The following is a 26,138-nucleotide window of genomic DNA, read 5'->3' as shown; positions in this document are numbered from 1 at the left end:
AATCAAATTCACTTGATTTACTTGGGAGGCGATCAATGGCGGGCAAGTTGGCTATCGTCCTGAGCGGTGGCGGCGCGAAGGGTGCGTTTCAGGTGGGCGCTCTCGACGCGCTCGTGAACCTTCACGGCGTCAAGCCCGCGATCGTCGTGGGAACTTCTACCGGCGCGATCCAGGCGCTGGGCGTTGCGCAGAACGACGTGGCAGGGCTTGTGAAGGTCTGGGAAGGCCTCAAGGGCGACAAGGATATCTACAAGGAGCGGGCCGGCGTCATCGGCGCGGCATTCGGCGATAAAGCGCTGTACAACGCCAACCCCTTGCGCAAGCTGCTGAAGGACTTTGCAAATCCGGCAAAGCTGGCGGCCTCCGGCATCGATTTGCGGCTCGGCGTCGTCAGCCTGCAGTCCGGGGAGTTCCGCACGATCGACCAGAGCGTGCCCGATATCCATAACTGGGTATATGCCAGTTGCGCGATGCCCGTCTTCTTCGACCCGTTGCAGACGAGCGACGGGCAGCAATGGGTGGATGGCGGGGTACGCGACGTGACCCCGCTGGGTGCCGCGCTCGAACTCAATCCAACCGGAGTGCTCGCGATCCGCGCATCGCCGGGCAGCAATCCTTCCTCCACGCGCAAGTACGGCGGGATGATTTCCATTGGACTGCGCGCCGTGGGCCTCCTGCAGTCGGAGGTTTCGCGCAACGACGTCGCCAATGCCGCTCTCGTCAACGACATGCTGGCGGCGCGCAGCCAACTCTTCGCCCGGCTGGAGGCGAGCGGCATGACCGGTGTGGAAGCGAACAGCATGCTTCTGCCTCTCGACAAGCAGATTTCCAAGTACCGCTTCGCACAGATCCGCATCATCGAGCCCGAGGAGGAATATTCCGACACGCTCGAATTCGATCCGGCGAAGATTCGAAAGGCCATCGACGCCGGACGGCAAGCGATCGAGCAGCAATGGCCGATCATCCAGACGCTGGTTTCCTGACCGCCGCCAGCGTCAGGGATCAGGCCAGCACAGCTTCAGACTCGGTCTCGATGGCATGCCGGTTGCCGATAGGGGCCAGCCCGAGGTGTCCACGCAGCGTCCTGGCAGCGTAATCTTCCCGGAACAACCCGCGTTCGACGAGGATGGGCACGACCTCGGCGCGGAAGCGCTCCCAGTCGGCGGGGTGCTGCACGAACAGGTTGAAGCCGTCCGCGGCACCGCTTGCGTACCAGTGTTCCAGCGTGTTCGCGATCGTTTGCGGGGAGCCCGCGATGCGCAGCCATGTCGAGACCTGCCCTTCCAGGATGTCCCGCAAGGTCGCTCCGGCCTGTCGCTTGCGTTCGATGTCGTCGTGGAAGCGGCTGATGCCCGCAGCTTCCGGCGAGGCGATTTCAGGAAACGCCGCGTCGAGGTCGTAGACGCTGAAATCATGCCCCGCGAACTGGCGCGAGAGGCCGGCCAGGCCGTGCGCGATGTCGCCCGCGGAAGTGCGCAACCGCTCGATGCGTTGCGCGTCTTCGTCGGTATCGGCAATGGTAACGCCGAGTGCGGGAATGAACAGAAGGTCCGCGGGGTCACGGCTGGCCGCCTTTGCACGCGCGCGAACGTCGTCGGCCAGTTCCAGAGCCTCCCGGGGAGTGCGGGCGAAGCTGAACACGACGTCCGCGTACCTTGCGCTGAGTTCCCGCCCTTGCGCGGAGGTTCCTGCCTGGATCAGAGGCGGCTGCCCCTGGGGCGAGCGCTGGATGTTGAGAGGCCCCGTCACCGAGAAGAACTCGCCGCGGTGGTCGAGCCGGTGCTGCTTGGCCGGATCGAGGAAGCGCGGCGCGGTACGGTCGATGGAAAAGGCGTCCTCTTCGTAGGAGTGCCATAGGCCCTGGACTACCTTGACCGATTCCGTCGCGCGGCGGTAGCGGGTCTCGTAGTCGCCGTGTCCGGTGCGGCTGAAGTTCCCGGCGGTGCCGGGGTCCTGGCTGGTGACGATGTTCCAACCCGCGCGGCCGCCGCTGATGAGGTCGAGCGAGGCGAGGCGGCGGGCGATGTCGAAGGGCTCGCTGTAGGTCGTGCTGATCGTCGCCACGAGGCCGATGCTGTCGGTTGCCATCGCCACCGCGGACAGCAGGGTGAGCGGTTCGAGCCGGTTGAGATGGTGGTTGGGGAAATCGGGCGTGATGTACTGACTGTCGACGATGAAGACGAAATCGAACTTCGCCGCTTCGGCCTCGCGCGCTTGCTTGACGTACCATTCGATGTTGACGCTGGCATCGAGCGGCACAGCCGGATCGCGCCACAGTCCCTTGCCCGAAGCGTCTCCCACGCCGATCAGGACGGCGCCCAGCTTCAATGTATCGCGGGTCATTTCGAGCGTTCCTTCAATGGGCCGTGAACAGGGTGCGGGTCGCCGGCGTGGCGGCCTCGCGGGAAATGCGGGGTGCCGCTTCGAGCAGCCTGCGCGTGTAGGGGTGCATGGGGCTGGACAGGATGGCGTCCGCCGGCCCCGTCTCGACCACCTGCCCGCGATAGAGCACGGCGACGCGATCGGCGATGCCGGCGACCGAGCCGAGGTCATGCGAGATGAAGATCTGCGCGATCCCGCGCTCGTCGGCGAGCTGGCGCAGCAGTTTGAGCACATGCAGCCGGTTCACCGCGTCGAGGGCACTCACCGGCTCGTCGAGCAGGAGGACCTTGGGCTCCAGTGCCAGGGCGCGGGCGATCACCGCACGCTGGCGCTGCCCTCCCGATAGCAGGCGCGGGCGGCGGGTCGAGAGTTCGGGTTCCAGGCCCACGGCGTCGAGGGCGGAGCTTACCGCATCGGCGATCTGCGACAGACCGATGCCGCGCAGTTGCAGGCCTTCCGCGATCGACGCGCCGATGGTGAGGTCGGGATCGAGGCTGCGCAGCGGGTCCTGGAATACGTACTGCACCGCGCCAGAGCGGCGGAAGGCGCGCAGTGCCTTGCCGGCGAGGTCGTCGATGCGGCGTCCTTCCAGCTCGATCGCGCCGGTCGCCGCCGGGATGAGGCCCAGGATCGTGCGCAGCAGGGTCGTCTTGCCCGAGCCGGTCTCGCCGATCAGGCCGAGGATTTCGCCCGGCGCCACTTCGAGGTCGATATCGTGCACTACCGTGCGGATGCCGTAGCCGGCGTGAAGGCCCTGTATCCTCAGCAGCGCTGGGCGCTGCGGGGCGCGTTGCGCTTCCGGTGCACGAGCCCTGTCGGTTTCGATGGCGTGCACGGCGTGGTCATCGATCAGGCTGCGGGTATAGGCGCTCCTGGGATTGCGCAGGATTTCGCGGGTCGGACCGGCCTCGACGATCTCGCCCGAGCGCATGACGATGACGTGGTCGCAGACTTGCGAGACGACCGCCAGGTCGTGCGAGACCATGATGAGCGTCAGGTCTTCCTCGCGACACAGCTTGTCGATGAGGGCGAGGACTTCGGCCTGCACCGTCACGTCGAGCGCGGTTGTCGCTTCGTCGGCGATCAGCAGGCTGGGGCCGCCGCAGACGGCGAGCGCGATGAGCACGCGCTGGGCCATGCCGCCGGACAGCTCGTAAGGGTATTGGCGGTAAACCGCCGTCGCGTCCGTAAACCCGACCCGGCCGAGCAGGTCGAGCGCGCGGGCACGGGCGGCCTTGCGGGGCAGTTTCAACGTGGCGCGGATCGCTTCGGCGAGCTGGCGGCCGACCGGGATCGAGGGATTGAGATAGGAGCCGGGGTCCTGGAACACGGCGGAAAGCTCGACCCCGCGCAGGGCGCGCCACGATTTTGCGTCGAGGCGCGAGAGGTCGACGTCGCGGTAGCGTATCGACCCGGAGGCGACGGCGAGGCCCGGCGGCAGCACGTCGAGGATGGCGCGGCAGGTGAGCGACTTGCCGCTGCCCGACTCTCCGACGATGCCCAGGGTCCCGCCGCGCGGCAGGTCGAAGTGCATGTCGTGCACCAGCTCTCGCCCGTCGGCCGCGACGATGCGCAGGCCGCTGATCGAAAGGATCGGCTCGGCGGGCGGGGTTTCGGGCTCGGGACGGCGGGGGTGGCGGCCGAGGCTGATGACGTTGTCTGAAGGGGTCATGCGCGCTGCTCCTGTCTGCCGGTGCCGGCGTCCCGCATCGCGTCGGCCAGCGCGTTGAGCGCCCAGACCGTCGCGACGATCAGCAGGGCGGGCGCGATGGGTCCGAAGGGACGGTCGTAGAGGGTGGAAAGATCGGTCGCGAGCAACCCGCCCCAGGTCGGATCGGGCGGGACGACGCCGATGCCCAGGAACGTCAGCGAGGCGACGATGGAGAGGCAGGCGCCGGTCATCGAGGCGGCGGCCACGGCCACAGCGGGCAGCACCTTGGCAACGACGTGGCGGCGGATGATCGAGGCGGTAGAGGCGCCCATCAGCCGGGCGGCCTCGATATACTCGGCATTGGCGACCGACAGCGCGGCGGCGCGGGCGACGCGGAAGAAGGCCGGGGTGATGAGGATGCCCACCGCGAACATCGCCTGGGTGAGGCCGTTTCCAAGCATCGCGGTCATGGCAATGGCGAAGACGAGGAACGGCAGCATCATCAGCGCGTCGATGAGGCGCAGGCCGAACCACGCGAAACGCTTGCCCAGGAATACCGAGAGCAGGCCCGGAACCACGCCGAGCAGCAATCCGATCGAAACGGAGAGTAGGCTGGCGAGCACCGAGACGGTCGATCCGGCGAGCAGGCGGCTGAACACATCGCGGCCCAGCGCGTCGGTGCCCAGCCAGTAGGTCGCACTCGGTCCCTGGAGCAGCGCCGAGGAATCCTGCGCCAAGGGATCGTGGGGAGCGAGCCAAGGCCCGAAGGCGGCGAGCGTTGCCACCACCGCCAGGATGACGATGGAGGCACGGGCGCTCGGGTAGCGCAAGAGGGATCGGGTCATCGGTTCAGCTCCTGCGCCGGGCGGCGGGTTGCAGCACGCCGAGCAGCACGTTGACGAACATGTTGCAGGCCAGGATCAGCACGATCGAGACGACCAGCGTGCCCTGCACCACCGGGACGTCGCCGCGCAGGGCGCTGTCGGCCGCCAGCTTGCCCATGCCGGGCATGTTGAAGATCGCCTCGGTGACGACCGCGCCGCCGATCAGCATCGGCACGCGCAGCGCCACCACCGTCAGCGCCGGGCCCGCAGCGTTGCGCAGGACGTGGACGAACAGGATGCGCCGGCGCGACAGGCCGCGCACCACTGCGCCGGTCACGTAGTTTTCGGATAGTGCGCTGACGAGGCCGGTGCGCAGTTGCCGCGCTAGGTCGGCGACCACGTCGACGCTCAACGCCACCGCCGGGATGCCGATCGCGGCAAGCCAGCCGGCTGGGTCCTCGGAAAACGGCACGTAGCCCGAAGAGGGCAGCCAACCCAGCCATAGGCTGAACACCAGGATCAGCACGAAGGCGACGACGAACGGCGGCAGCGAGGACACGATCGCCGCGAAAAGGGTGATCGCGCGATCGAGCCTCCCGCGATTGCGCACGCCGGCGACGAGGCCGAGCCCGGTCCCCAACACGAGGCCCACCAGCAGCGCCATGCCTGCGATCGAGAGGCTGATCGGCAAGCGCTGGACGATCAGCTCGGTCGCGGGGACGCCGTTGAACCAGGACGTGCCCAGGTTTCCGCGCAGCACCTGGCCCATCCACTGCAGGTACTGCACCACCACCGGCTGGTCGAGGCCGAGGTCGGCGCGGATGCGGGCGACCGTCTCGGGCGATGCGGCGTCGCCCGCGATTCCCGCCGCCGGGTCGAGCCCGGAAACCACGCCCAGCAGGAAGGTGATGAGCGTGGCGACGAGGAACACCGGCACCGCGATCCCCAGCGTCGATCCGACGAAGCGCGCGGCGGTGCGTCCATGGCGCAACCGCACGGCCAGTGCACCTTGTTGAAGGGCGGCCTGTGGGAGGGGCGGGGTCATTCCACGGTCACTCCTTCCCAGCGAATCTGCGAGGGCACGATGTTGAGGTTCTTCACCCGCGAGCGCGAGGCGACCACGAACGGAGTGCTGTAGAGCCAGACGCTCGGTCCCTGTTCGACACCGAGGCGGGTCGCGCGGTGCAGGCGTTCGCGGTATTGCGGGTCGTCGAGCGGGGTGGCCCGCACTTCGTCGACCGCCTTGAGGAAGGCAGGCGACGAATAAGGGCCGCTCAGGTTCATGATCCCCTGCGGGCCATAGACCGCGAGCAGGTTCTGGATCGGCGATTCCCGGCCAACCGTGCCATCCACGGCGATGACGGGGCGCTTGGCGATGTAGACCTCGCTCTGCCAGCTCGACGAGCCGGGCGGGATGATGCGCAGCTTCGACTTGATCCCCACCCGGGCAAGCTGCGCCTGCAGGAGTTCGGGCAGTCCCTCGTTCGAGATCGGATTGATGACGATTTCCACCGTCAGGCTGCCGGGCGCATGGCCGGCCTGAGCGAGCAGGGCCTTTGCGCGTGCCGGATCGTAGGCCCACTTGTCCTTCGTCTCGGGATCGAAGGCGAAGTAGTGCGCCGGGAAGGGCTGGTTGGAGGGCGTGCCGAGGCTCGCCGTCAGCGTCTTGACCAGTTCGCCGCGGTCGATGGCATAGCGCACCGCTTGGGTGACACGGGGATCGTCGAACGGCGCCTTGTTGCGGTTTATCATGAGGTCGGCGGAGATGAGCGAAGGCGCCGTCGTGACCTGCAACCCGCGTGCCCGCGCTTCCTCCACTCGCTTGGGCGCGATCTGCGCGACGTCGATGGCACCGGACATCAGCGAGGCGATGACCGTGGTGGGCTCCGACAGGGTAGTCAGTTCGAGGCGCTGGATATGGACGTTCGCCGCGTCCCAGTAATCCGGGTTCTTGACGAAGTAGGCGTGCGATTCCGGCACGAACTCGACCATCTTGAATGGTCCGGCGCCGACCGGCCAGAGTGCCAGCTTGGCCGTCCCCTTGGCGGCGGCGGTCGGGCTGGCGATGGCGCCGACACGTCCTGCCATGACGTAGGGCAACTGGTAGTCGAGCTGGGCGAGGTGGAAGACCACGCGGCGCGGGCCGTCCGTGCCGAAGCTGGCAATGCTTTCGATCTCGGGGCGCAGGAACGAATCCTTCTGCGTCTTGCCGCGTTCGAAGAAGGCCTTGACGGCGCCCGCGTCCAGCGCGGTTCCGTCGGTGAATTTCAACCCGTCGCGCAGTTCGAAAGTCAGGGTCTTGCCATCCGGAGAATATTCCCAGCTTTTCGCCAGGGCCGGCTGGACGTTGCCCTGCTTGTCGAGCCGGGTCAGCGAGGCATAGGCGATGCTTACGGTGTTGATGTCGGCACCGGTGCGGCTCGTCACCGGGTCCCACGAGGTCGGCAGGATGAACGCCCAGCGCACGCGGGCCTCGCCCTTGCCCTTGTCGGAGCCGCCGCACCCGGCCACCGCGAGCGTAGCGGCCAGGACGAGGGTCAATTGCTTCAGCCGGTTGCGGATCACGATGCCACCAGTGTCCGTTCCTCGCTGACCGCCGGTTCGGACGATACGGCGGGAGTACGGATGTTGGTCGGCTTGGGGAGGCCCAGATGGCCACGCAAGGTGGTGTCGTCGTAGTCGCTGCGATAGACGCCGCGGGCCTGCAGGATCGGCACCACTTCGTTTACGAAACGGTCGAACTGATCGGGATGGCCGAGCATGACGTTGAGCCCGTCGAGCGCCCGGGCCTCGAACCAGCGGATGATCTCCTCGGCGACCGTCTGTGCGCTGCCGACGAAGGGGCTCCTGCGCGAGGCGCTGATCTTCTCGACCGTCTGGCGCAGGCTCAATCCGCCTTCGGTGGCGACCTGGACGATGCGCTGGGCCTGGGTGAAGAAGCTGCGGCGCGCATGGTCCAGCGCCTCGACCGGGAACGGCGCGTCGAGATCGTACTGGCGGAAATCGTGCCACCCGAACGAACGGCCGAACTCGGCGAGCGCGAGGTCGAAGCTGGTGTCGGCGCGGTTGTATTCCTCTTCGATCCGGCGGGCGTCCTCGTCGGTGTCGCCGACGTATATGCTGACACCCGGCAGGATCAGCACGTCGTCCCGGCCGCGACCGAGCTTGACTGCGCGGTCGGAAATGTCGCGCTTGAACGCAGCGCCCTCTTCCAGCGTGGCGGCGTGGGTGAAGATCGCGTCGGCGGTCTTGGCGCCGAGGTTGCGGCCATGGTCGGAATCGCCGGCCTGGAAGATCACGGGCTGCCCTTGCGGCGAGCGCTGCAGGTTGAGCGGTCCGGTGACGGAAAAGTACTCACCCTTGTGGTTGAGCGCGTGCAGCTTGGTATGGTCGAGGAAGACGCCGGTTTCCCGGTCGCGCACGAAGGCGTCGTCTTCGTAGGAGCGCCATAGGCCTTGCACGACTTCGAGATATTCGAAGGCGCGGCCATAGCGCGTGTCGTAGTCGTAATGCTCGTCGAGGCCGAAGTTGCCGGCCGCGCCCGGGTCGCCGCTGGTCACGACGTTCCACCCGGCACGTCCCTTGCTGATGAGGTCGAGCGAGGCGAGGCGGCGCGCCAGGTTGAACGGCGAGTTGAACGACGTGGTCAGCGTACCCACCAGGCCGATGTGGCTGGTCGCCACCGCGAGCGCCGAAAGCAGCGTCAGCGGTTCGAGGCGGTTCAGGTAGTGTGGGGGCGAATCCTTGGTGATGTACTGGCTGTCGACGATGAACACGAAGTCGAACTTGGCGGCCTCCGCCTTGAGGACTTGCGCGACGTACCAGTCGATGTCGACGCTGGCGTCGCCGGGAATGTTCGGGTCGAGCCAGCGGTTGTGCTGGCCGGGGCCGCCGACCCCGGTGGTGACGAGACCGAGCTTCAGGGTGCGCTTCGTCATGATCGTAACTCCTTTGCCAAATGGGGTGGTGGAGAATTCTAGAGACGCCCCTTGAGCGTCAGGCCGTACATCCGCGGTTCGCCCAGGGCGCCCTGGACGATGCCGTTCGAGGCGCTGACCGACAGCGTGTTGAAGTAGTCCTTGTTGAACAGGTTGCGGACCCAGACCGAGGCTTCCCAGCGGTCGTCGGGTGCGCGCACGCCGGCATGCAGGCCGACCAGCGCGTAGGCGCGAACGTAGCTGAACGGGTCGAGGTTGACTGCCGCGTAGAAGCCCGAGCGATAGCTGATGTCGCCGCCGGCATAGGTGTCGACGGCGCCGAGGGAGCGCGTATATTCGAAGTTGCCGGTCGCCGCATAGCGCGAGGCACCCGAGGCGCGGCGGCCCGAAAGGTCCATCGACGACAGGTTGGAATAGAGGAACTGCGAAGGCGCGTTCTTGTAGGAGCGGTACTCGGCATCGTTGTAGGTGCCGGCGATGCCTACGGTCAGGCCGTCGAAGGGCTGGGCGCGGGCATCCACCTCGACACCGCGCGAGCGCACTTTGCCGACGTTGCTGATGTAGCCGACCGCAGGGGTCACCGCGTAGTTGACGAAGTTGGCCTGGTAGTTGCTGACGTCGGCCCAGAACAGCGCGAGGTTGAACTCCGCCTTGCCGCCCAGCAGGCGGGTCTTGATCCCCAGCTCGTAATTGTCGACCTTCTCGGGCTTCACGAAGATGTCGACACCCAGCGACTGGCGCACCAGGTTGATGCCCGGCGACTTGTAGCCGCGCGAATAGGATGCATACGTGTGCACGTCGTCCGAAAGGTCGTAGGCGGCGATGGCCGTGCCCGAGATGTTGTTGGTATTCTTGGACGCGGTGTAGGACCCCGCTGGCGCGTAAGCCGCTCGCAGCGCCGCGACGCGGGCCTGGATCTCCGGCGCGAAGCTGGAAAGCGGCGCATAGTCGCCGGTTGCGTAGGCGTCGTAGAGGCCGGTCTTGTGTTCGTAGGTATAGCGCAGGCCGCCGGTGAGCCGCAGCGAGGGCGAGATGTTCCACGTCGCTTGGCCATAGGCGGCATAGCTGTAGGTCGCGGGGACGACATGGGCGTAGGACACCAGCCCGTCGAACACCGAAGCGGGCAGGGTGGAAACGGCGGCGGTCGGCGTATTCGCGGTGGTCAGCCAGGTCGTCGCGTCGCTGCCGTATAGGTTGATCGTGTCGTCATCGGCTTCCTGCCAGAAGAAGTAGAGACCGGCCGTGTAGTCGATCGCCTGCTCGCCCTTCGACGCGGCGCGAAGTTCCTGGCTGAACTGCTGCTGCTTGGTCGCGACGACGGAGTTGGTGATGATGTTGGCGCCGAACTGGTCGCCGTCGTAGTTGGGCACCCACTTCCAGTTGCGGTAGGCGGTGATCGAGGTGAGGTTCACCGGGCCGACATCCCAGTCGGCCCGAGCCTGCAGCCCCCAGCTCGGCATCTCGTCGTATTGCGAGCTGTCGATGTCGGTCTTGCGGTCGAAGGCGTTGACGGTGCCGGGCACGTAGCCGACGTCGGCGGCGCGGCGATAGAAGCCGCGGACCTGGGTGCCGTTGGCCAGGGTCGTGGGGAGCACGCCGGCGATGCTGGTGAAGCCGACGTCGCCCTTCTGGATGGAGTAGTCGGCAATCACGCGCAGCTTGAAGGCATCGGTCGGCTTGTAGAGCAGGTCGAACCGGGCGGCGTGGTTGTTCAGGTTGTCCCAGTCCTTGTGCTGGGTGGTGTTGTAGATCAGGCCGTCGCGCTGCGTGCGCAAGTACGAGACGCGGAACGCGAGGTCGTCGCTGACGACGCCGTTGTACGAGAAATAGCCGCGCAACTGGTTGTAGTTGCCATAGCTCAGCTCGGCGCGGGCCTGGGTTTCGAATTCCGGTTCGCGGGTCTTGATGTCGATCGCGCCGGCAACGGTGTTCTTGCCGAACAGGGTGCCCTGGGGACCGCGCAGGAGCTGGATGCTCTCGATGTCGATCAGGTCGGTGATGACCGACCCGGTGCGCGGTCGGTAGACGCCGTCGACGTAGAGGCCGACGCCCTGTTCAAGGCCATCGTTGGTGCCGCCGGCATTGGTGCCCAGCCCCCGGATGGTGATCGTCTGGTTGCGGCCGCTGAAGCCCTGGATGTTGAGGCTGGGAAGCTGCTGGACGATCTGCTTGAGCGAAGTGGCACCCTGGGCCTCCAACTGCCGGCTCGAAATGCTGGAGATGGCAATCGGCACTTCCTGTGCGCTTTCGGTGCGATAACGCGCGGTGACGGTGATTTCCGAGATATCCCCGGAAGCTTCGGCGGTATCGGCTGCGGCATCGTCTGCCGTCGCGGCAAGCGCAGGAAGGGCGATAGTAAACGCCATCGTCATCGCGCTTCCAAGAAGGACGCGACGCTGCTGGACCCTGGCAACCGGACTATGAAACCGCCTCAAAGAAACCCCCTGCTGATCGGAAAGATCGTCAGCAAGGCTAAGGCCCGGTATTGTCTACTAGTTCAATAGAGTTTTCCAGAATCGCATATGACTTCGGCTAATCGGTTGGTGCGGGACGTGGTGCCACGTCTTGAAAAACGCTGGTATTTCGGGTCCGGCGGCACGCTGTTGAGGCTCGTCCGCAGGACGTACGAGTTGCTGAGGCCTGACTGGAAGGCCGGCTTCAGCGCAAACAGGAGGTCGCTGGTGGCTGCGCTATTGGCTCAGGCGCGTCATCAGCACGGCCGCGCGCTTGACCTGGCGCGGGAAGCTGGTGAGGTCCACCCGCTCCTCTGGCGTATGGTCACCGCTGCTGGCGGGCCCCAGCCCGGCAAGACCATCGACGTATTGCGCCACGAAGCTGATGTCCCCGGCACCGCGCTTGAGCGGATCGAGCGCCGGCATCCTGGCCAGGCCGAGATCGGCGTTGATCGCGTTGAGCTTGTCCAGGAGCAACTGGTTTCCCGGCGTGGGCGCCATCGGCGGATACCCGTCCTTGAAGACGATACGCGCATCGGTCCGCGGCAGGTGCCGGGCGACGATCGCTTCCATCTTCGCTTTCACGCGGTCGACCTGCTCTTGCGTGAGCGCGCGAAAGTCGCCCTTGGCTATCGCGATCGGGGGGATGACGTTGGTCTTGCCGCTGGCGGTGACTTGCGCCTCGTCCGCACTGAGCCCAGCGGTCGCGCCACCGGCGACGAGCCCGATGTTGAAGGTGAGATTGGGCTCGGGCAGTTCCTCTCGGAAGCTGTCGATGATCCGTGCCAGTTCATAGACCGCGCCGTCGCCCACTTCGGGCGAGAAGATCCCGCTCGAATGGGCGGTCTGTCCAGTGGACGTGATCGTGTATTCCCGGGCGGAGCGGCGGGCGATCGAGCCATAGTCCTGCCCATCGATGACGACCAGCCCCTCGAAGTCCAGCGCCACGTCGGCCCGTTTGCCCGCAGCGACGAGGTCCGCGCGGGCAATGTCGACCGGCGTGCCCGCCGCTTCCTCGTCGCCGGTCAGCACCACTTCGATATTGGCGCGGGCGAGGGTGCCGGCCGCTTTCATCGCCCGCAGGGCCGCCAGCATCACGACCACGCCGCCCTTGTCGTCCCCCGCCCCGGGGCCGTGCAGCTTATCGCCTTCACGCGTTGTCGTCTGGAACGGCGAACTCGGCTCGAATACCGTGTCGAGGTGGCCGATGAGCAGCATGCGCGTGGTGCCCGCCTTGCCCTTGTGCGTCGCGATCAGGTGCCCGGCGCGGCCGACCTGATCCATCGGCACCCATTTCGTCGAAAAGCCCAGCGCCGCGAATTCGGGCACCAGCATGTCGCGAACCTTCCTGACGCCTTCGACATTGCGCGTCCCGCTGTTCTGCGCGACGAGCTTCTCGAGCAGCGCCAGATTGCGGTCCGCCCCTTCGTCGGCGGCCGCGACGATCTTGCGTTCCGGAACGGATATCGTTGCAAGCGCCGGGGCGGAAACCAGCAGCAAGGGCAGGGCGGCAAGGCGGGTGCGGATCATGGGTGGACGATACCCGGCGGGCGCGATGGCGCAAGGCCCCCCGTCGTGAGGAGGCGTTCAGTCCTGCGAAGTGGCGTTCGAAGCCTCGCTGGGCTGTGTTTCGATCACCTGGACGCCGTGCCGTTCGCAGGCGCTCTTTAGCCCCGCATCCAGGATCGCGTCGCACACGTAGAAGTCGATCGCCTCCATCCCGCATACCCGCACCGGCGCCGAGCGACCGACCTTGGACGAATCCGCCACGAGGATGACCTTGCGGGCATTGCGGATGATGGTCTGCGAGACTTCGACTTCGTCGATCGCAAAGTCCAGCAGGGTGCCGTCGCTGTCGAGCGCGGAAATTCCGATGAGCGCGTAGTCGACCCGAAAGTTCTCGATGAAGCGCATCGCCAGCGCGCCGACCACCGCCCGGTCGACCGTCCGGACTTTGCCGCCGACGCTGACGAGATCCATCGACTGATGCGCGCTGAGCGTGTCCACCACGTTGAGATTGTTGGAGATCACCATCAAGTTGCGATGATGGCTGAAGTTCGCAGCCACCGCTTCGGTGGTGGTGCCGATGTTGATGAAGAGGGAGGCGCCGTCGGGAATGAGCGCCGCCGCCGCCGCGCCGATCCGGGCCTTCGCACCCGAGGCCACGGCCCGGCGGGTGTCGTAGGCAATGTTGTCGACCCCTGACGTCACCAGCGCGCCGCCATGGACGCGCGAGAGCAGGGATTGCCCGGCCAGGACGTTGAGGTCCTTGCGGATGGTCTGCGGGGTCACCCCGAGCCGGTCGGCGAGGTCCTCGACAGCCACGCTGCCGGCGCTGCGGGCGATCTGGAGAATGCGGTCGCGCCGCTGGGTCACGATGTCGTTCTGGTTGTCCGTCGGGCTTTCGATCATTCCCTCCCCCCGCTGTCTCGCCGACGCGAGCCTAGGGCGACCTCCTTGCAGATCAATCGCCCGAAAGATAGGCATCCAGCGCTGGCGCGGCATCGGCAGGAACGTGCAGCCCCAGCTTGCTGCGGCGATAGAGGATGTCCTGCGCGGTCCGGGCCCATTCGGCGGCGACGAGGTAGTCGACTTCCCGGGCATGGAGCCCGGCGCCGAAATCCCGGCCTAGGTCGGCCACCGTTCGGGCGTTGCCCAGGACATCCAGCGCCCTGGTTCCATAGGCACGGGCCAGGCGGCGCAGCAGTTTGCGGGGCAACTGCGAGTAACGCCTGGCGAGGGTTTCCAGGAAGGCCTCGAAATCCTCGCCGGGCAAGTCTCCGCCCGGCAGGATCGCGCCCGCCGTCCAAGGCGCCGTCGCCTCGGGAAAGATCTGCGCGATCTGTTCCATGGCATGCTCGGCAAGCTTGCGGTAGGTAGTGATCTTGCCGCCGAAGATGCTGAGCAGCGGGGCCGCGCCTTCGCCGCGGTCGAAATCGAGCACGTAGTCCCGGGTCACGGCCGAGGCGTTGTCGGCCTGGTCGTCGTAGAGCGGGCGGATGCCGGCATAACTCCACACGATGTCGGACGGGGCGATGGCGCGTTCGAAATACCTGTTCGCGGTTTCGCACAGGTAGTCGATCTCGCCCTGGCTGATCTCCGCCTTGCCGGGTGCCTCGTTCCAGGGTTCGTCGGTCGTGCCGACCAGCGTGAATTCGCCTTCGTAGGGAATCGCGAAGACGATGCGACGGTCCGGGTTCTGCAGCATGAAGGCGTGGTCGCCTTCGTAGAGACGGGGCACGACGATGTGGCTGCCCTTGACCAGTCGCACGCCGCGATCGTCCTTTGCTCGCCCGAGCCGGCGGAGCACCGCGTCGACCCACGGTCCCGCGGCATTGACCATGGCCTTCGCGCGCACCTGGCTTTCACCGTTCGCGTCCGCGATGGTGGCGAGCCACTGGCCACCTTCCGAAACGGCACCGGTCAACCGCGTGCGTGTCTGCACGACTGCACCCCGCGCCGCTGCATCCATGGCATTGAGCACGACCAGCCGGCTGTCCTCGACCCAGCAGTCCGAGTAGACGAAGGCCTTCCCCTTGCCGCCGTGCTTGAGGCCGTTCCCCTGCGGCACCCTGTCGAGATCCAGCGTCTGCGTGCCGGGCAGCTTCTTGCGGCCGCCAAGGTGGTCGTAGAGGAACAGGCCGAGGCGCACCATCCAGGCGGGGCGCGGGGATTGCGACTGCGGCAGGACGAAACGCAGCGGCCAGATGATGTGCGGCGCCATGCCGAGCAGCCGCTCGCGCTCGATCAGCGCCTCCCGCACCAGCCGGAACTCGTAGTACTCGAGGTAGCGCAGGCCACCATGGATGAGCTTGGTCGAGGACGAGGAGGTGTAGCTCGCCAGATCGTCCTGTTCGACCAGTAGCACGGAGAGGCCACGCCCGGCAGCGTCACGGGCGATGCCTGCCCCGTTCACGCCGCCACCGACGATCAGCAGATCGTAAGCGGGTTCTGTCGTGGGGCTTTGCATGGCGCGGTTCTTTCAAGGCTACCCGGGTCGACAACTCGTCCCGACTTTCGAGATCGAAAATAGATATTCGATAACGAAAATGCAAACGAAACTATTGACGCTCGTATGAAAGCGAGTGCAAATGCCTTGCACCTGGATGCTGGTACGGCTGGGAAGGTAAGGTGGGATCGAATGGCGGTTTCCATCGCGCACGCATGATAACAGAAGACTTTCCGGAGAGTTTCGTGATGACCCAGGCCCGCTACATCCTCGCCATCGACCAGGGCACCACCTCCACGCGCGCGATCGTGTTCGACGAAGCGGCGCGGCCGGTCGCGAGTTCGCAATGCGAGTTCGCGCAGCACTATCCCGAGCCGGGCTGGGTCGAGCACGATCCCGAGGATATCTGGCGCGATGCGTTGAAGACGGCGCGAGACGCCATCGCGAAGGCGGGCGGCGAGACCGGGGCGGCAGCCATCGCCGGCATCGGCATTACCAACCAGCGCGAAACCGTCGTCGTCTGGGACCGCGCCACCGGCGAGACCGTCCATCGCGCCATCGTCTGGCAGGACCGCCGCACCGCGAAGCTGTGCAGCGAGATGAAGGCCGATGGTGTCGAGGCGGACCTGCGGGCGCGCACCGGCCTGCTCGTCGATCCCTATTTTTCGGCGACCAAGCTGGCCTGGATACTCGACAACGTCGATGGGGCGCGGGTGCGGGCCGAGCGCGGCGAACTGGCGTTCGGGACCATCGACAGCTTTCTCCTGTGGCGCCTGACCGGCGGTAAGGTCCACGCGACCGACGTGACCAACGCAGGGCGCACGCTGCTGTACAACATCCGCGAACAGCGCTGGGACGAGGAACTGTGTCGCCTGTTCCGGGTGCCGGTCGGCATGCTACCCGAGGTGCACGACAACGCCCACGTCTTCGGTACGACCGCGATGGACCTGTTCGGCATCGAGATCCCGATCGCGGGCATGGCGGGAGACCAGCAGGCGGCGTTGTTCGGCCAGGCCTGTTTCGAGACGGGGATGGCCAAGTCGACTTACGGGACGGGCTGCTTCATGCTGCTGAACACCGGCGAACAGGCGCTGGAATCGCAAAATCGCCTGCTGACGACGCCGGCCTACCGCATTGGCGGCAAGATGACTTACGCCCTGGAGGGATCGATCTTCGTCGCCGGCGCCGCGATCAAGTGGCTGCGCGACGGCATTGGCGTGATTACCCACGCGAGCGAGACCAACGACATGGCGACGCGGGTGCCCAACAACCACGGCGTCTACATGGTCCCCGCCTTCGTCGGCCTCGGCGCTCCGCACTGGGAACCGGATGCGCGCGGGGCGATCTTTGGCCTGACGCTGGGCGCGACCCAGGCCCACCTCGCCCGTGCGGCCCTGGAGGCGGTTGCCTATCAGACGATGGACTTGGCGCAGGCGATGGTGTCGGATGGTGGCGACGCCCCGGCGAGGCTGCGTGTCGATGGCGGCATGGCCGCCAACGACTGGCTCTGCCAGTTCCTTGCCGATATGCTCGAGGCTCCCGTGGAGCGTCCAGTGCACCTTGAGACGACCGCGCTGGGTGCCGCGTTCCATGCGGGCCTGGCCACGGGGGTCTGGCCTGATCTCCAGGCTCTGGCCCGGACCTGGACGCAAGGCGACCTCTTCACTCCGAAAATGAACGCTTCCGATCGCGGCAAGCTCATATCGGGCTGGCACGATGCGGTGCGCCGCACACTGTAGTCGCAGGTCTTGGGTGCTCGGCCGACGGCGCAGCGGGTTGCTGGACGCCGTTCGACGCCGGATCGGTCCTGAAGCGTGGTCGCCTTACACTGCACCGCCATCATTTGGGTCCCTGCTTGCGCGGGAATGACGCAAGCGGGTTTCAACCAAACAAGATCGCGCTCTACGCGCTCATGGCATGTTCATAAGGCATGAGCCTGCCGTTCATGCCGCGCGATGTGGCCCACATCGCGGCCTGAGTCCGGTTCGTGACGTTGAGCTTGCGCAAGATCGCCTTGACGTGAACTTTGACCGTGGCTTCGGTCACGTCGAGCGTACGGGCGATATGCTTGTTCGCGTATCCGGCCATGAGGCAGCTCAGGACGTCATTTTCGCGCTGGGACAATGCGTTGGGTACTGCGCTCGCCGATTCCTGGGTTCGTTCCATGGCCTTGAACCGGAAGTCCTCGTGCTTGAGGACGTCGGCCAGGTCGGAGGGCATGACCTTGTGGCCGAGCGCGGCCAGTTGCAGGAGAGCGATGAGCGTCGCGCAGGGCATGTCCTTGACGGCATAACCCTGGGCGCCATGATCGAAGCAGCTCAGCATCGATGCCAGATCAAATTTCTCGGCCAGGATCAGGACCTTCCAGTCGCCCCTTTCGCCAAGGGCCTGAAGCGAACCCACTTGTTCTGCCAGAGTGGGAACGTCGACGAGCAGCAGGTGATCCGTTCTCGTCGGTGTCGCCGGGAGTTCCGCCACGCCGGAGAACGTCGCAATTACGTCGATGCCGCCATCTGCTATGATGCGTCGAAGACCTTCCCGTGAAATGGGGCGAGGATTTATGATTGAGACTGCAATGCTCAATGGTCGACCTCCACGTTTGCAAGACGATGGGAGCGATGAATAAGCTCCCGGTCTGCTGTCAAAGCCCGGCCTCTCGAAGTAGTCCTGCGGCATGGCGCGGCTGAAATTTGCAGCAACTGCAAATTTCAGCTTGGCATCTCTCCTCGTCGTCTACTTTCTGCGCATATGAAAATATCGCACAATCTGTTTCAAGAAATCTTCCGAAAAACTGCCAATATAATTGGTGTATTCTGTAAGATTTACTTCTCTTTCAGGAAATTACAGCGATTGCACGAGGGCGCCAATGGGGCATTTTCGGTGGGGTCGCAAAAATAACGATAGAAAGAGGCTGGCTCCCGATGAATGGAGTGGATTTCATCTGGCCGCTCAAAGAAGCGATTCGTTCACTGTCACCGTGTCGCCCGGCATTATCATGAGGCCGGGGTCGCCGACGGGTGCCTTGCGCCCGCCTTCCCAGCCCTTGCGTCGGACGATGACGCTGGCCCTGTTCGCCCGCGTGGTGAAGCCGCCGGCCTTTGCGATGGCCTGCAACAGCGACATCTCGCCGGCATAGGTGTATTCGCCGGGTTTGTTGACTTCGCCGAGAATGTAGAACGGGCGATAGGTCAACACGTCCACGGCCACCCGCGGATGGAGCACGTAGCCCCCTTGGGCCAGCTTTGCCGAGATCGCCTGGGCCACCTCTTCGGGCGTATGCCCGCTTGCCGGGATATCCGCGATCAGGGGCATGGTCATGGCGCCGGCCACGCCGACTTCGTATTCGCCGGTAAGGGTCGGCTCGTCGAAGACGGTGACGCGCAGCTTGTCGCCCGCGTCGAGGCGGTAGCCTCCGACCACCCGGGCGTTGGCCTCGGCGACATCGAGGTTCGGATAGCCTTGAGAGGTACAGGCCGGCATGGCCAGAATTGCCAAGGCGCACAGGACGCCGCGCTGGGCGCGCCTGATGGACGATGGCCGGCGGTAGTCACCGCAAGCACCGTCGGACGCAACGTCATGTCGGTTGTTGTTCAAGTAAAACAAGCCACCCTCCTCATAGGGAACCGGGTGCGATGACCGCCGGCAGCGAACATCCTATGCAAGTCGAGGCTGCGTACCATTCCTCTTTTGAGGAAGTGAGTTTTCGTGATGAACGGCGCTGAAATAGCCCCAAAGAGGTAAACAGGGCTACGTCTTATGCCCGGTTGCTTGCGGAGCATCGAAAGCCTCACTCTAGCCCTCGCTAGTCAGCTTATCGCTGTTCAGACGACGAAGCGCGAGCTGGTCCGCCAGTTACGGTAGCAAGAGGACCGTCTCTATGTATCGCAACTTGACCGAGATGCAGGCCCAAAGGCACGCTTCCCTGTCGGTTTTCCATTCGGCACCGGTGACTTCGAGCAGGCTTGGCAAGGCGGGACCTTTCGAGTTCACGCCGCGGCGCGAGGACGTGACCGTCCGGCTTGCACCGATTCCCGTTGGCGCCCGGTCGCGCTGGGACTGCTGGGAACGCCTGGCCCAACCCGATCACCTCCTTTCCCGGCCCTTCGACGTCATCCTGGCCACCCTGCTGATTATCGGGTTCCTGCCGGTATTCGTCATGATAGTCGTGGCGATCTGGCTCGACGATCCTGGGCCGGCGCTGTTCGCGCAACGGCGGGTCGGGCGCAACGGGCGCTACTTTCCCTGCTTCAAGTTCCGCTCGATGCATGTCGATGCCGAGCAGCAGCTCGAGCAGATCCTGCGCGACGACCATGTACTGCGAAGCCAGTGGGACCGGGACCACAAGCTAGCGGCCGATCCCCGCGTCACTCGGGTCGGAAAGGTGTTGCGCGTCACCAGCCTCGACGAGCTTCCACAGCTCTTCAACGTGTTGCGCGGCGAGATGAGCATCGTCGGTCCGCGACCGATCGTCCCTGCCGAAATTCGTCGATATGGACGCTACATCCATCATTATTACGCCGTACGCCCCGGGCTAACGGGATTGTGGCAGGTGTCGGGCCGCAGCAGCGTGACGTACCGCCGCCGTATCGCGGCCGATATCAAGTACGCCCGCGTGCGCACCCTCGTGCTCGATGCCAAGATCCTGGCCGCCACCCTGCCGGCCGTCGCCTTGGGGCGTGGCTCGTGCTAGGGCACAGTGGACGCGAACCGACCAAGCCAACGCCCTTGACCGCCGATGAAAGTCGGACACCCAGAGCCCGGGCCCGGCGGTCCACGAGGCTTGCCCGGCAGATGTCCGCACTGTGCCTCGCGGGACCATGCCTGCACGCTCTGGAGCCGACACAGGCCCAGGCACAGGACCACCCGGTCGAGGTTCCCGAGTCGGTGGTGGAGACCTTGCACCCGGAAGGCATCCGCCTGGGCGCCTTCACCGCGCTCCCCCGGATAAGCTTCGACTTGCGCCACGACAGCAACGTTTACAACCAGCCCCGAGGAGACAGCGACACCATCGCCGTCGTCCGTCCGAGCCTGCGGCTGGCAAGCGACTTCGGACGTCATGCCCTGCGGATCGACGGTGCAGCGGAAAGCCGGCGCTACTTCGACAACACGGGCGAGAACAGCAACCAGTGGGCCTTCCAGGCGAACGGCCGGCTGGACCTTGCGGACCGGTTCACGTTCGCGGCGGATGTAGGCGCGGCTCGCCGGATCGAGCGTCGTGGTACGTTCGGCGACCAGTTCTTCACCGACCGGCCTGTCTCCTACAGGGAACTGGGCGCCGGTGCGCAGCTCAGCCGCATGGGCGGGATCATCGAATGGCAGGCAAGCATCAGTTCGCGCAAGCTGACCTACAATGATGCGCGCTCCAACGGGATCGTGATCGACCAGTCGTTTCGCGATGTCCGCCGCAGCAGCGCTTCGCTGCGCATCGACTATCGGCGGGCCGCGCGATTGAGCCTGTTCACCCGCATCACCGGCACGCGTCTCGACTACGACGTCGGATCGAACCGGGACTCCAGGGGTTTTTCGATCCTCGGCGGGGCACGCTACCAGGTGACGGACCTCGTCGAAGTCGAAGGGGGCGTGGGCTACGTGGAACAGGACACGAGAGACCCGGCGATGCCGGACATCAAGGCGGTCGACTACAGCCTGCGCGCAAGCTGGACGCCGGACCCCCGCCTGAAATTCGAACTCGAAGGGGGCCGCACGGTGGAGCGCAGCCCGTTGTCGCTCGGGTCAGCCATCCTGCAGTCGACGATCGAGGGCAGGGCATCGGTGGGGCTGGGGAGCAAGACCCTGCTCGCCCTGGAGGCCGGTCTCCTGCGCAACAAGTACGAAGGGGCCGACCGGCGCGAGACACGCGTCTATGCCGAGGCGACGGTCCGGCGGACGGTGTTTTCCCGGTTGGCTGCCTTCATCGGCGTCAGTGCCCGGCGGCAGACGGGCTCGGGCCTTGGGGCCCGCTCCTACGATGGCGTCGCCGTCCGCATGGGCATCGATTTCGCGTTCTGACTTTTCCGCAACCTCTGCCGAGCCGGAGGTAGGAGTAAACTATGAACAGTTCACATCAGATTGTCAGCGCCACTCCCGATCCGCGAGACCTTGCGCTCGCGCCCGGCCAGTCGTTGATGCGACCCACCGATCGTGTCGATCTCAGCGGTTCGATCGCCTTTTTCAGGCGACGCTCCGGCCTGATCGCGCTGATTACGATCCTGGCGCTGGTGATCGGTGCGGCCATCACGTTCTGGACCCCGGCAACTTACACGGCCGAGGCGATGGTGAGCCTGCAGGCGCCGCCCGAAGACCAGGCGAACGCGGCGACTGCGGGCCGGCAGGTCGGTCCCGCACCGAACAGCGCCTATGTCGACACGCAAGTCGAGATCATCGAATCCCGTGACCTGGCGCAGCGGGTCGCGACGGCGCTGGGCGCGCTGGACGGCAAGACCGAGGCGGAGCGGGCGAAGATCGTCACCACGTTCCAGTCGAACGTATCGGCCGTGCGCAGCGGCGAGAGCTACGCGCTCAAGGTCGTCTTCAGCGCCGATGGCGGGCAGGCGGCAGCGCTGGGCGCCAACATGTATGCGCAGCAGTTCACGCAGCTCGAAATGCTCTCTTCCCGCGAACGCAACAGGGAGACCACAAAGCTGGTGGCCTCGCGGCTCGAGCAGTTGCGCCAGCAGGCCCACGCCGACACCGAGGCGCTGCAGCGCTACCGCATCGCCAATGGCCTACTGAGCACGTCGGGTGCCTCGCTCACCGAGCAGGAGATTTCCAGCTACAACCAGGAAGTCACCCGGGCCCGCGCCGAGGCGGCGGAAGGCCAGGCGCGTCTCTCGACCGCGCTGGCGCAACTGCGGTCGGGATCGAGCGGCGAGGACGTGGGCGAGGCGCTGGGCTCGGCCGTGATCGGTGGCCTGCGCGCTCGCGAGGCGCAAGTGGGCGGCGAAGTGGCCAACCTCCAAGCGCGTTACGGCCCCAATCATCCGCAACTGGTGCGGATGCAAAGCGAACTGGTGGACGTGCGGCGCAACATCCAGAGCGAGATCGGCCGCATCATCTCCAACCTGGAGGCGCAGCGCGACGTGGCGAACCAGCGCCTGGCCTCGCTGACCGACAGCCTCGGGGCGGCCCGGGGCAACCTGGCGCGCAACAATGCGGCCATGGTCGGGCTCGACGAACTGGAGCGTGCGGCGCAGGCCTCGCAGGGGCTCTACGAAACCTATCTCAACAGCTACAAGCAACTGGTCGCCGAAGACGGGACCGAGCGGGCCAATGCCCGCGTCCTGTCGCTGGCCGAAGTTCCCCTCCTGCCCAGTTCGCCGAACGTGCCGATGAACATGGTGCTGGCGCTGGTCATCGGCCTCGGGGCGGGGCTGGCCGCCGCATACCTGGCCGAAGCGCTGTTCCGCGGCGTGACGACGGCCGAGGAAGTCGAACACGGGCTGGGGCAGCGCTATCTCGGTGCGATCCCGTTGCTGGCCTCGGTCAGCAAGACCGCGCAGCGCGAAGTCCCCGCGATCGTGCAGGAACCGCGCTCGGCCTTCGCCGAATCGTTCCGTTCGCTGCGCACGTCGATCGAACAGGCGGTCTACGGTCCGGCGCAAGTCATCGCGGTCACTTCGGCCCTTCCCAAGGAGGGCAAGACCACCGTTTCCTCGTGCCTCGCGCAGACACTGTCCGTCAGCGGCCGCATGACGATCCTGGTGGACTGCGACTTGCGCGGGCGCGGGGTCAGCCGGCTTCTGCGCCTTTCGCCCGACCACCCGGGGCTCATCGAGGTGCTGGAAGGCAAGGCGAACTCTCGCCGACGCGCTGGTGACGGGCGAATCCGGGCTTTCGGTGCTCGCGCTCAAGCCCTCGGACGTCGAACCCGAAACGCTGCTGACCGGAGAGACCTTCGCGCACCTGATCCAGGAACTGCGCAACTGCTTCGACCATGTCGTGCTGGACCTGCCCCCCGTGCTGCCGATCGCCGCGGGCCGGACGATCGCGGGTCTGGCCGATGCGACGGTGCTGGTGGTGCGCTGGCGCAAGACGATGGAAGGCGCGGTCCGCTCTGCCTTCGGCCTGCTCCCGCGCGAGAGCGTGAACGTAGTGGGCGTAACGATCAACCGGATGGACATGCGCCGCCGGCGCCTGTTCGGTCACTCGGACCCTGCCTACTTCTACCGGCAGTACAAGGGCTACTACGCATGACCCTGCAGATGGTCATGGCGCCGCCAGGCCCGTACCAGCGTCGTTTCAGCGAGCCGCGCGTGGCGATAGTCCACTACTGGCTGGTCTCGATGCGCGGGGGGGAGCGCGTGCTGGAGCGCCTTCTCAAGCTGTTTCCCGGCGCGGACGTGTTCACCCACGTCTACGACGAAAGCAAGATGTCGGACGTGATCCGCCGAGCCAAGGTCCAGACGACCTGGATCGACGGCCTGCCTTTTTCGAAGAAGCTCTATCAATACTATCTGCCGTTCATGCCGATGGCATTGGAGCAGCTCGATCTGTCGGCCTACGATCTGGTCATCAGCAGCGAGAGCGGCCCCGCGAAGGGGATCATCACCAGCCCCCACTCGCAGCACTTGTGCTATTGCCACTCGCCGATGCGATACTTGTGGGATCACTACCACCTCTATCGCAAGGACGCGAACCTGCTGGCGCGCGCGGCGATGCCGCTGATCTACCATCGGATGCGGCAATGGGACATGTCGTCGAGCGCCCGGGTCGACAAGATCGCCGCGAACAGCAGCTTCATCCGCGACCGCGTGCGCAAGTACTGGCGGCGCGAGTCGGAAGTCATCCACCCGCCGGTCGACACCCGCATGTTCACGCCCAGCCTCGAGCTCGACGACCATTACCTGTGGGTCGGGCAGATGGTGCCCTACAAGCGTCCCGATCTTGCGGTGGATGCGTTCAACCGGACCGGGCTGCCGCTGCTGATGGTCGGCGAAGGCGGCATGCTCAAGAAGCTGAAGGCGATCGCCAAGCCCAACATCCGCTTCGTGCCCCGGCTCGGCTTCAACGAGCTGCGCCAGGCCTATGCGCGGGCGCGGGCGCTCGTCTACACGGCCGAGGAGGATTTCGGCATCGTGCCCGTTGAAGCCATGGCCTCGGGGCGCCCGGTACTGGCCTACGGACGCGGCGGGGTGCTGGACAGCATCGCTCCGGAAGAGACGGGCCTGTTCTTCGACCGGCAGGACGTGGATTCGCTGGTCGACGGGATCGACCGGCTGGAGCGCTGGCTGCCCCAGTTCGATCCGCGCCAGGCCGTGGCGCGATCCAACCTGTTCGCGCCGGAGCTGTTCGACGCGAAGATACTCGCAGCAGTCGGGCAGTGACCCCGATGGACCGCGAGGGACCTTTGCATGCACCGGGCGGGAGAGTGACATGAGCTTCACGTTCCTGGGGTTGCTGCAACTCGTTATCGGTTTCGTCCTGCTGTTCCGCTCGATGCCGGCAATGCTGCTGTTCCTGATGATGTCCGGGCTGTTCGGCGGGGCCGCTTCCGTCACCGTGCCCGCGCTTGGCAACAGTTCGATACCGCCGATCCAATTCGCGCTGGTGTTTGTCTACATCCGGCTGCTGATGCCGAAAGGCGGCTACTTCGAGCTTTGGACCCAGGGCGTGAAGGCGAATTTCATGCTGGTCCTGTTCACGCTCTACGGCATCGTCGTGGCCTTCGCGGGGCCGCGCATATTCGCCGGACAGATCGATGTCGCACCCATGCGCTTCGACGACGCCCGCAGCCTTTTCGATACCGTCCCGCTCAAGCCGACGGCGCAGAACATCACGGCGTCCGTCTATCTCCTCGGCGCTTTGCTCGCGACCCTGGGCACTTACGTTGCCGTGCGGACCGCGGGCGGCATCGAGGCGCTGGTCAAGGGCGGGGTGGTGATAGCCTGGGTCCATGCGCTGACGGGGCTGGTCGCTTCGCAGACAAAGGGCACGCCGGTCGAGCAGTTCTTCGCCCTCTTCCGCAACGGCACTTATGCCCAGCTCGACCAGTCGTACCAGGGCTTCAACCGAATCGACGGCTTCTTCCCCGAAGCGTCCGGCTGGGCGGCGTTCGGCCTTGCCTGGTTCGTGTTCAATACCGAATGCTGGTATCGCTCGGTCTGGGCCAGGCATACGGGGGCTGCGGCGCTCGTGCTCGGCAGCGTGCTGTTCTTCAGCACCTCGAGCACGGCCTATGTCGGATTGGGGTGCTACGCGGCGTTCTTCCTGGCGCGGGCCCTGATCGCGCCGGCGAGCGCGGAGCCGATGCGGTTGAAGCAGGCAGGCGTCGCGGTCTTCGCCGTCGCCGTGCTGGCGGCGCTGGCGATGGCGGTACTTCCCGGCTTCGCCAACAAGATCGGGCAGATGGTCCTGCACATGACCGTGGCCAAGGGCGACAGCACGTCCGGGCAGCAGCGCCTGTTCTGGGCGATGCAGGGGTTTTCCGCATTCGTGGCTTCTGGCGGGCTGGGGATCGGCCCGGGCAGCTTCCGGTCTTCCAGCCTGTTCACCGCTATTCTGGGTACCATGGGCGTGGTGGGCGTGCTCACCTTTGCGGCCTACCTTGTCAGCGTAGTGCGCACGCTCGGGCCGACCGTCGGTGCGGGGCGCGATGCGGTGAGCGCGGTCATGAGAGCCTGCGCCACCACCGCGCCGATCATCCTGCTGCCTGCGGCGATCTCTTCGCCCAACAGCCATCCGGGCACCAACTTCGCCATTTTCGCAGGCGCTGCGCTCGCGCTGCGCCAGATGCTGCGGCGCGATCTCGCAACCCCCCACTTCGACCTGCTGGTCAGTCGCCGCCTGTCGGGCTCGCTGCCGCAACCCGTCTCGTCGGCAGGCGCACCCATGGGAACACCGTGATGCATTTTCGCTCGATCAACGACCTATACCGGGACGTCTGGCGAGGCCTTCCGCTCCTGCCACAGGACATCGACGCGGTCGTGGGAATACCCCGTAGCG

General features: G+C 65.8%; 18 protein-coding genes and 1 pseudogene. 7 read left to right on the top strand and 12 right to left on the bottom strand.

The genetic code is table 11. The features are described 5' to 3' along the window. Nucleotides 1–35 precede the first annotated feature (35 nt). A complete protein-coding gene (locus ACFFDA_RS01590) occupies nt 36–983 on the top strand; it encodes a patatin-like phospholipase family protein (protein ID WP_404477843.1) in 948 nt (315 codons plus the stop codon). 19 nt (nt 984–1,002) lie between these two features. On the opposite strand, the gene ACFFDA_RS01585 is transcribed toward ACFFDA_RS01590, so the two are convergent. The 10 genes from ACFFDA_RS01585 to ACFFDA_RS01540 all read right to left on the bottom strand — a co-directional run bounded on the left by ACFFDA_RS01585 (nt 1,003) and on the right by ACFFDA_RS01540 (nt 15,218). Then, on the bottom strand, nt 1,003–2,343 hold the full coding sequence (locus ACFFDA_RS01585) for an NtaA/DmoA family FMN-dependent monooxygenase (RefSeq protein ID WP_404477842.1): 1,341 nt from the start codon (nt 2,341–2,343) through the stop codon (nt 1,003–1,005). Between the two features lie 13 nt (nt 2,344–2,356). Then, nucleotides 2,357–4,054, bottom strand: a complete 1,698-nt coding sequence (locus ACFFDA_RS01580; protein ID WP_404477841.1) for an ATP-binding cassette domain-containing protein — start codon at nt 4,052–4,054, stop codon at nt 2,357–2,359. Continuing rightward, nucleotides 4,051–4,878, bottom strand: a complete 828-nt coding sequence (locus tag ACFFDA_RS01575; protein ID WP_404477840.1) for an ABC transporter permease — start codon at nt 4,876–4,878, stop codon at nt 4,051–4,053. The genes ACFFDA_RS01580 and ACFFDA_RS01575 overlap by 4 nt, the downstream gene beginning before the upstream one ends. Nucleotides 4,879–4,882: 4 nt before the next feature. Continuing rightward, complete coding sequence (locus ACFFDA_RS01570; protein WP_404477839.1) at nt 4,883–5,902, bottom strand: ABC transporter permease; 1,020 nt, start codon at nt 5,900–5,902, stop codon at nt 4,883–4,885. Further along, a complete protein-coding gene (locus tag ACFFDA_RS01565) occupies nt 5,899–7,422 on the bottom strand; it encodes an ABC transporter substrate-binding protein (RefSeq protein WP_404477838.1) in 1,524 nt (507 codons plus the stop codon). Before ACFFDA_RS01565 ends, ACFFDA_RS01570 begins: the two co-directional genes overlap by 4 nt. Next, nucleotides 7,419–8,795, bottom strand: a complete 1,377-nt coding sequence (locus ACFFDA_RS01560) for an LLM class flavin-dependent oxidoreductase (RefSeq protein WP_404477837.1) — start codon at nt 8,793–8,795, stop codon at nt 7,419–7,421. Before ACFFDA_RS01560 ends, ACFFDA_RS01565 begins: the two co-directional genes overlap by 4 nt. Nucleotides 8,796–8,833: 38 nt before the next feature. After that, the gene (locus ACFFDA_RS01555; protein ID WP_404477836.1) at nt 8,834–11,161 is read right to left on the bottom strand and encodes a TonB-dependent receptor; all 2,328 of its coding nucleotides are present in this window, start codon (nt 11,159–11,161) and stop codon (nt 8,834–8,836) included. A 324-nt stretch (nt 11,162–11,485) separates the two neighbouring features. Further along, entirely contained in the window at nt 11,486–12,778 is a 1,293-nt protein-coding gene (locus ACFFDA_RS01550; RefSeq protein ID WP_404477835.1) for a M20/M25/M40 family metallo-hydrolase, read from the bottom strand. Nucleotides 12,779–12,835: 57 nt separating this feature from the next. Next, nucleotides 12,836–13,660, bottom strand: a complete 825-nt coding sequence (locus ACFFDA_RS01545) for a DeoR/GlpR family DNA-binding transcription regulator (RefSeq protein WP_404477834.1) — start codon at nt 13,658–13,660, stop codon at nt 12,836–12,838. 52 nt (nt 13,661–13,712) lie between these two features. Continuing rightward, entirely contained in the window at nt 13,713–15,218 is a 1,506-nt protein-coding gene (locus tag ACFFDA_RS01540; RefSeq protein ID WP_404477833.1) for a glycerol-3-phosphate dehydrogenase, read from the bottom strand. 227 nt (nt 15,219–15,445) lie between these two features. Here ACFFDA_RS01540 and glpK point away from each other — a divergent pair, with 227 nt between their 5' ends. Next, the gene (glpK, locus tag ACFFDA_RS01535) at nt 15,446–16,936 is read left to right on the top strand and encodes a glycerol kinase GlpK (RefSeq protein ID WP_404477832.1); all 1,491 of its coding nucleotides are present in this window, start codon (nt 15,446–15,448) and stop codon (nt 16,934–16,936) included. 163 nt (nt 16,937–17,099) lie between these two features. Here glpK and ACFFDA_RS01530 read toward each other — a convergent pair whose 3' ends face one another. Both ACFFDA_RS01530 and ACFFDA_RS01525 read right to left on the bottom strand, forming a co-directional pair. Continuing rightward, nucleotides 17,100–17,873 (bottom strand): LuxR C-terminal-related transcriptional regulator, encoded by a 774-nt coding sequence (locus ACFFDA_RS01530; protein WP_404477831.1) that lies wholly within the window; start codon nt 17,871–17,873, stop codon nt 17,100–17,102. A 273-nt stretch (nt 17,874–18,146) separates the two neighbouring features. After that, nucleotides 18,147–18,677, bottom strand: a complete 531-nt coding sequence (locus ACFFDA_RS01525) for a polysaccharide biosynthesis/export family protein (RefSeq protein ID WP_404477830.1) — start codon at nt 18,675–18,677, stop codon at nt 18,147–18,149. Between the two features lie 466 nt (nt 18,678–19,143). On the opposite strand from ACFFDA_RS01525, the gene ACFFDA_RS01520 reads away from it, so the two are divergent. From ACFFDA_RS01520 to ACFFDA_RS01500, 5 genes and pseudogenes are all read left to right on the top strand, one after another. Next, nucleotides 19,144–19,887: a sugar transferase gene (locus tag ACFFDA_RS01520; protein ID WP_404477829.1), complete on the top strand. Its 744-nt coding sequence runs from the start codon at nt 19,144–19,146 to the stop codon at nt 19,885–19,887. A 101-nt stretch (nt 19,888–19,988) separates the two neighbouring features. After that, complete coding sequence (locus tag ACFFDA_RS01515; protein WP_404477828.1) at nt 19,989–21,206, top strand: outer membrane beta-barrel protein; 1,218 nt, start codon at nt 19,989–19,991, stop codon at nt 21,204–21,206. 41 nt (nt 21,207–21,247) lie between these two features. Further along, a pseudogene (locus ACFFDA_RS01510) lies at nt 21,248–22,525 on the top strand (GumC family protein); the annotation flags it as partial. Between the two features lie 861 nt (nt 22,526–23,386). Continuing rightward, the gene (locus tag ACFFDA_RS01505) at nt 23,387–24,520 is read left to right on the top strand and encodes a glycosyltransferase (protein WP_404478323.1); all 1,134 of its coding nucleotides are present in this window, start codon (nt 23,387–23,389) and stop codon (nt 24,518–24,520) included. 49 nt (nt 24,521–24,569) lie between these two features. Further along, nucleotides 24,570–26,039, top strand: a complete 1,470-nt coding sequence (locus tag ACFFDA_RS01500) for a glycoside hydrolase (RefSeq protein ID WP_404477827.1) — start codon at nt 24,570–24,572, stop codon at nt 26,037–26,039. Nucleotides 26,040–26,138: the final 99 nt, after the last annotated feature.

This window comes from Novosphingobium sp. BL-52-GroH, assembly GCF_044813085.1.
Classification (GTDB): Bacteria; Pseudomonadota; Alphaproteobacteria; order Sphingomonadales; family Sphingomonadaceae; genus Novosphingobium.
Note: the sequence above shows the minus strand (reverse complement) of the source record. Positions and strands in the feature narration are given on the sequence as shown.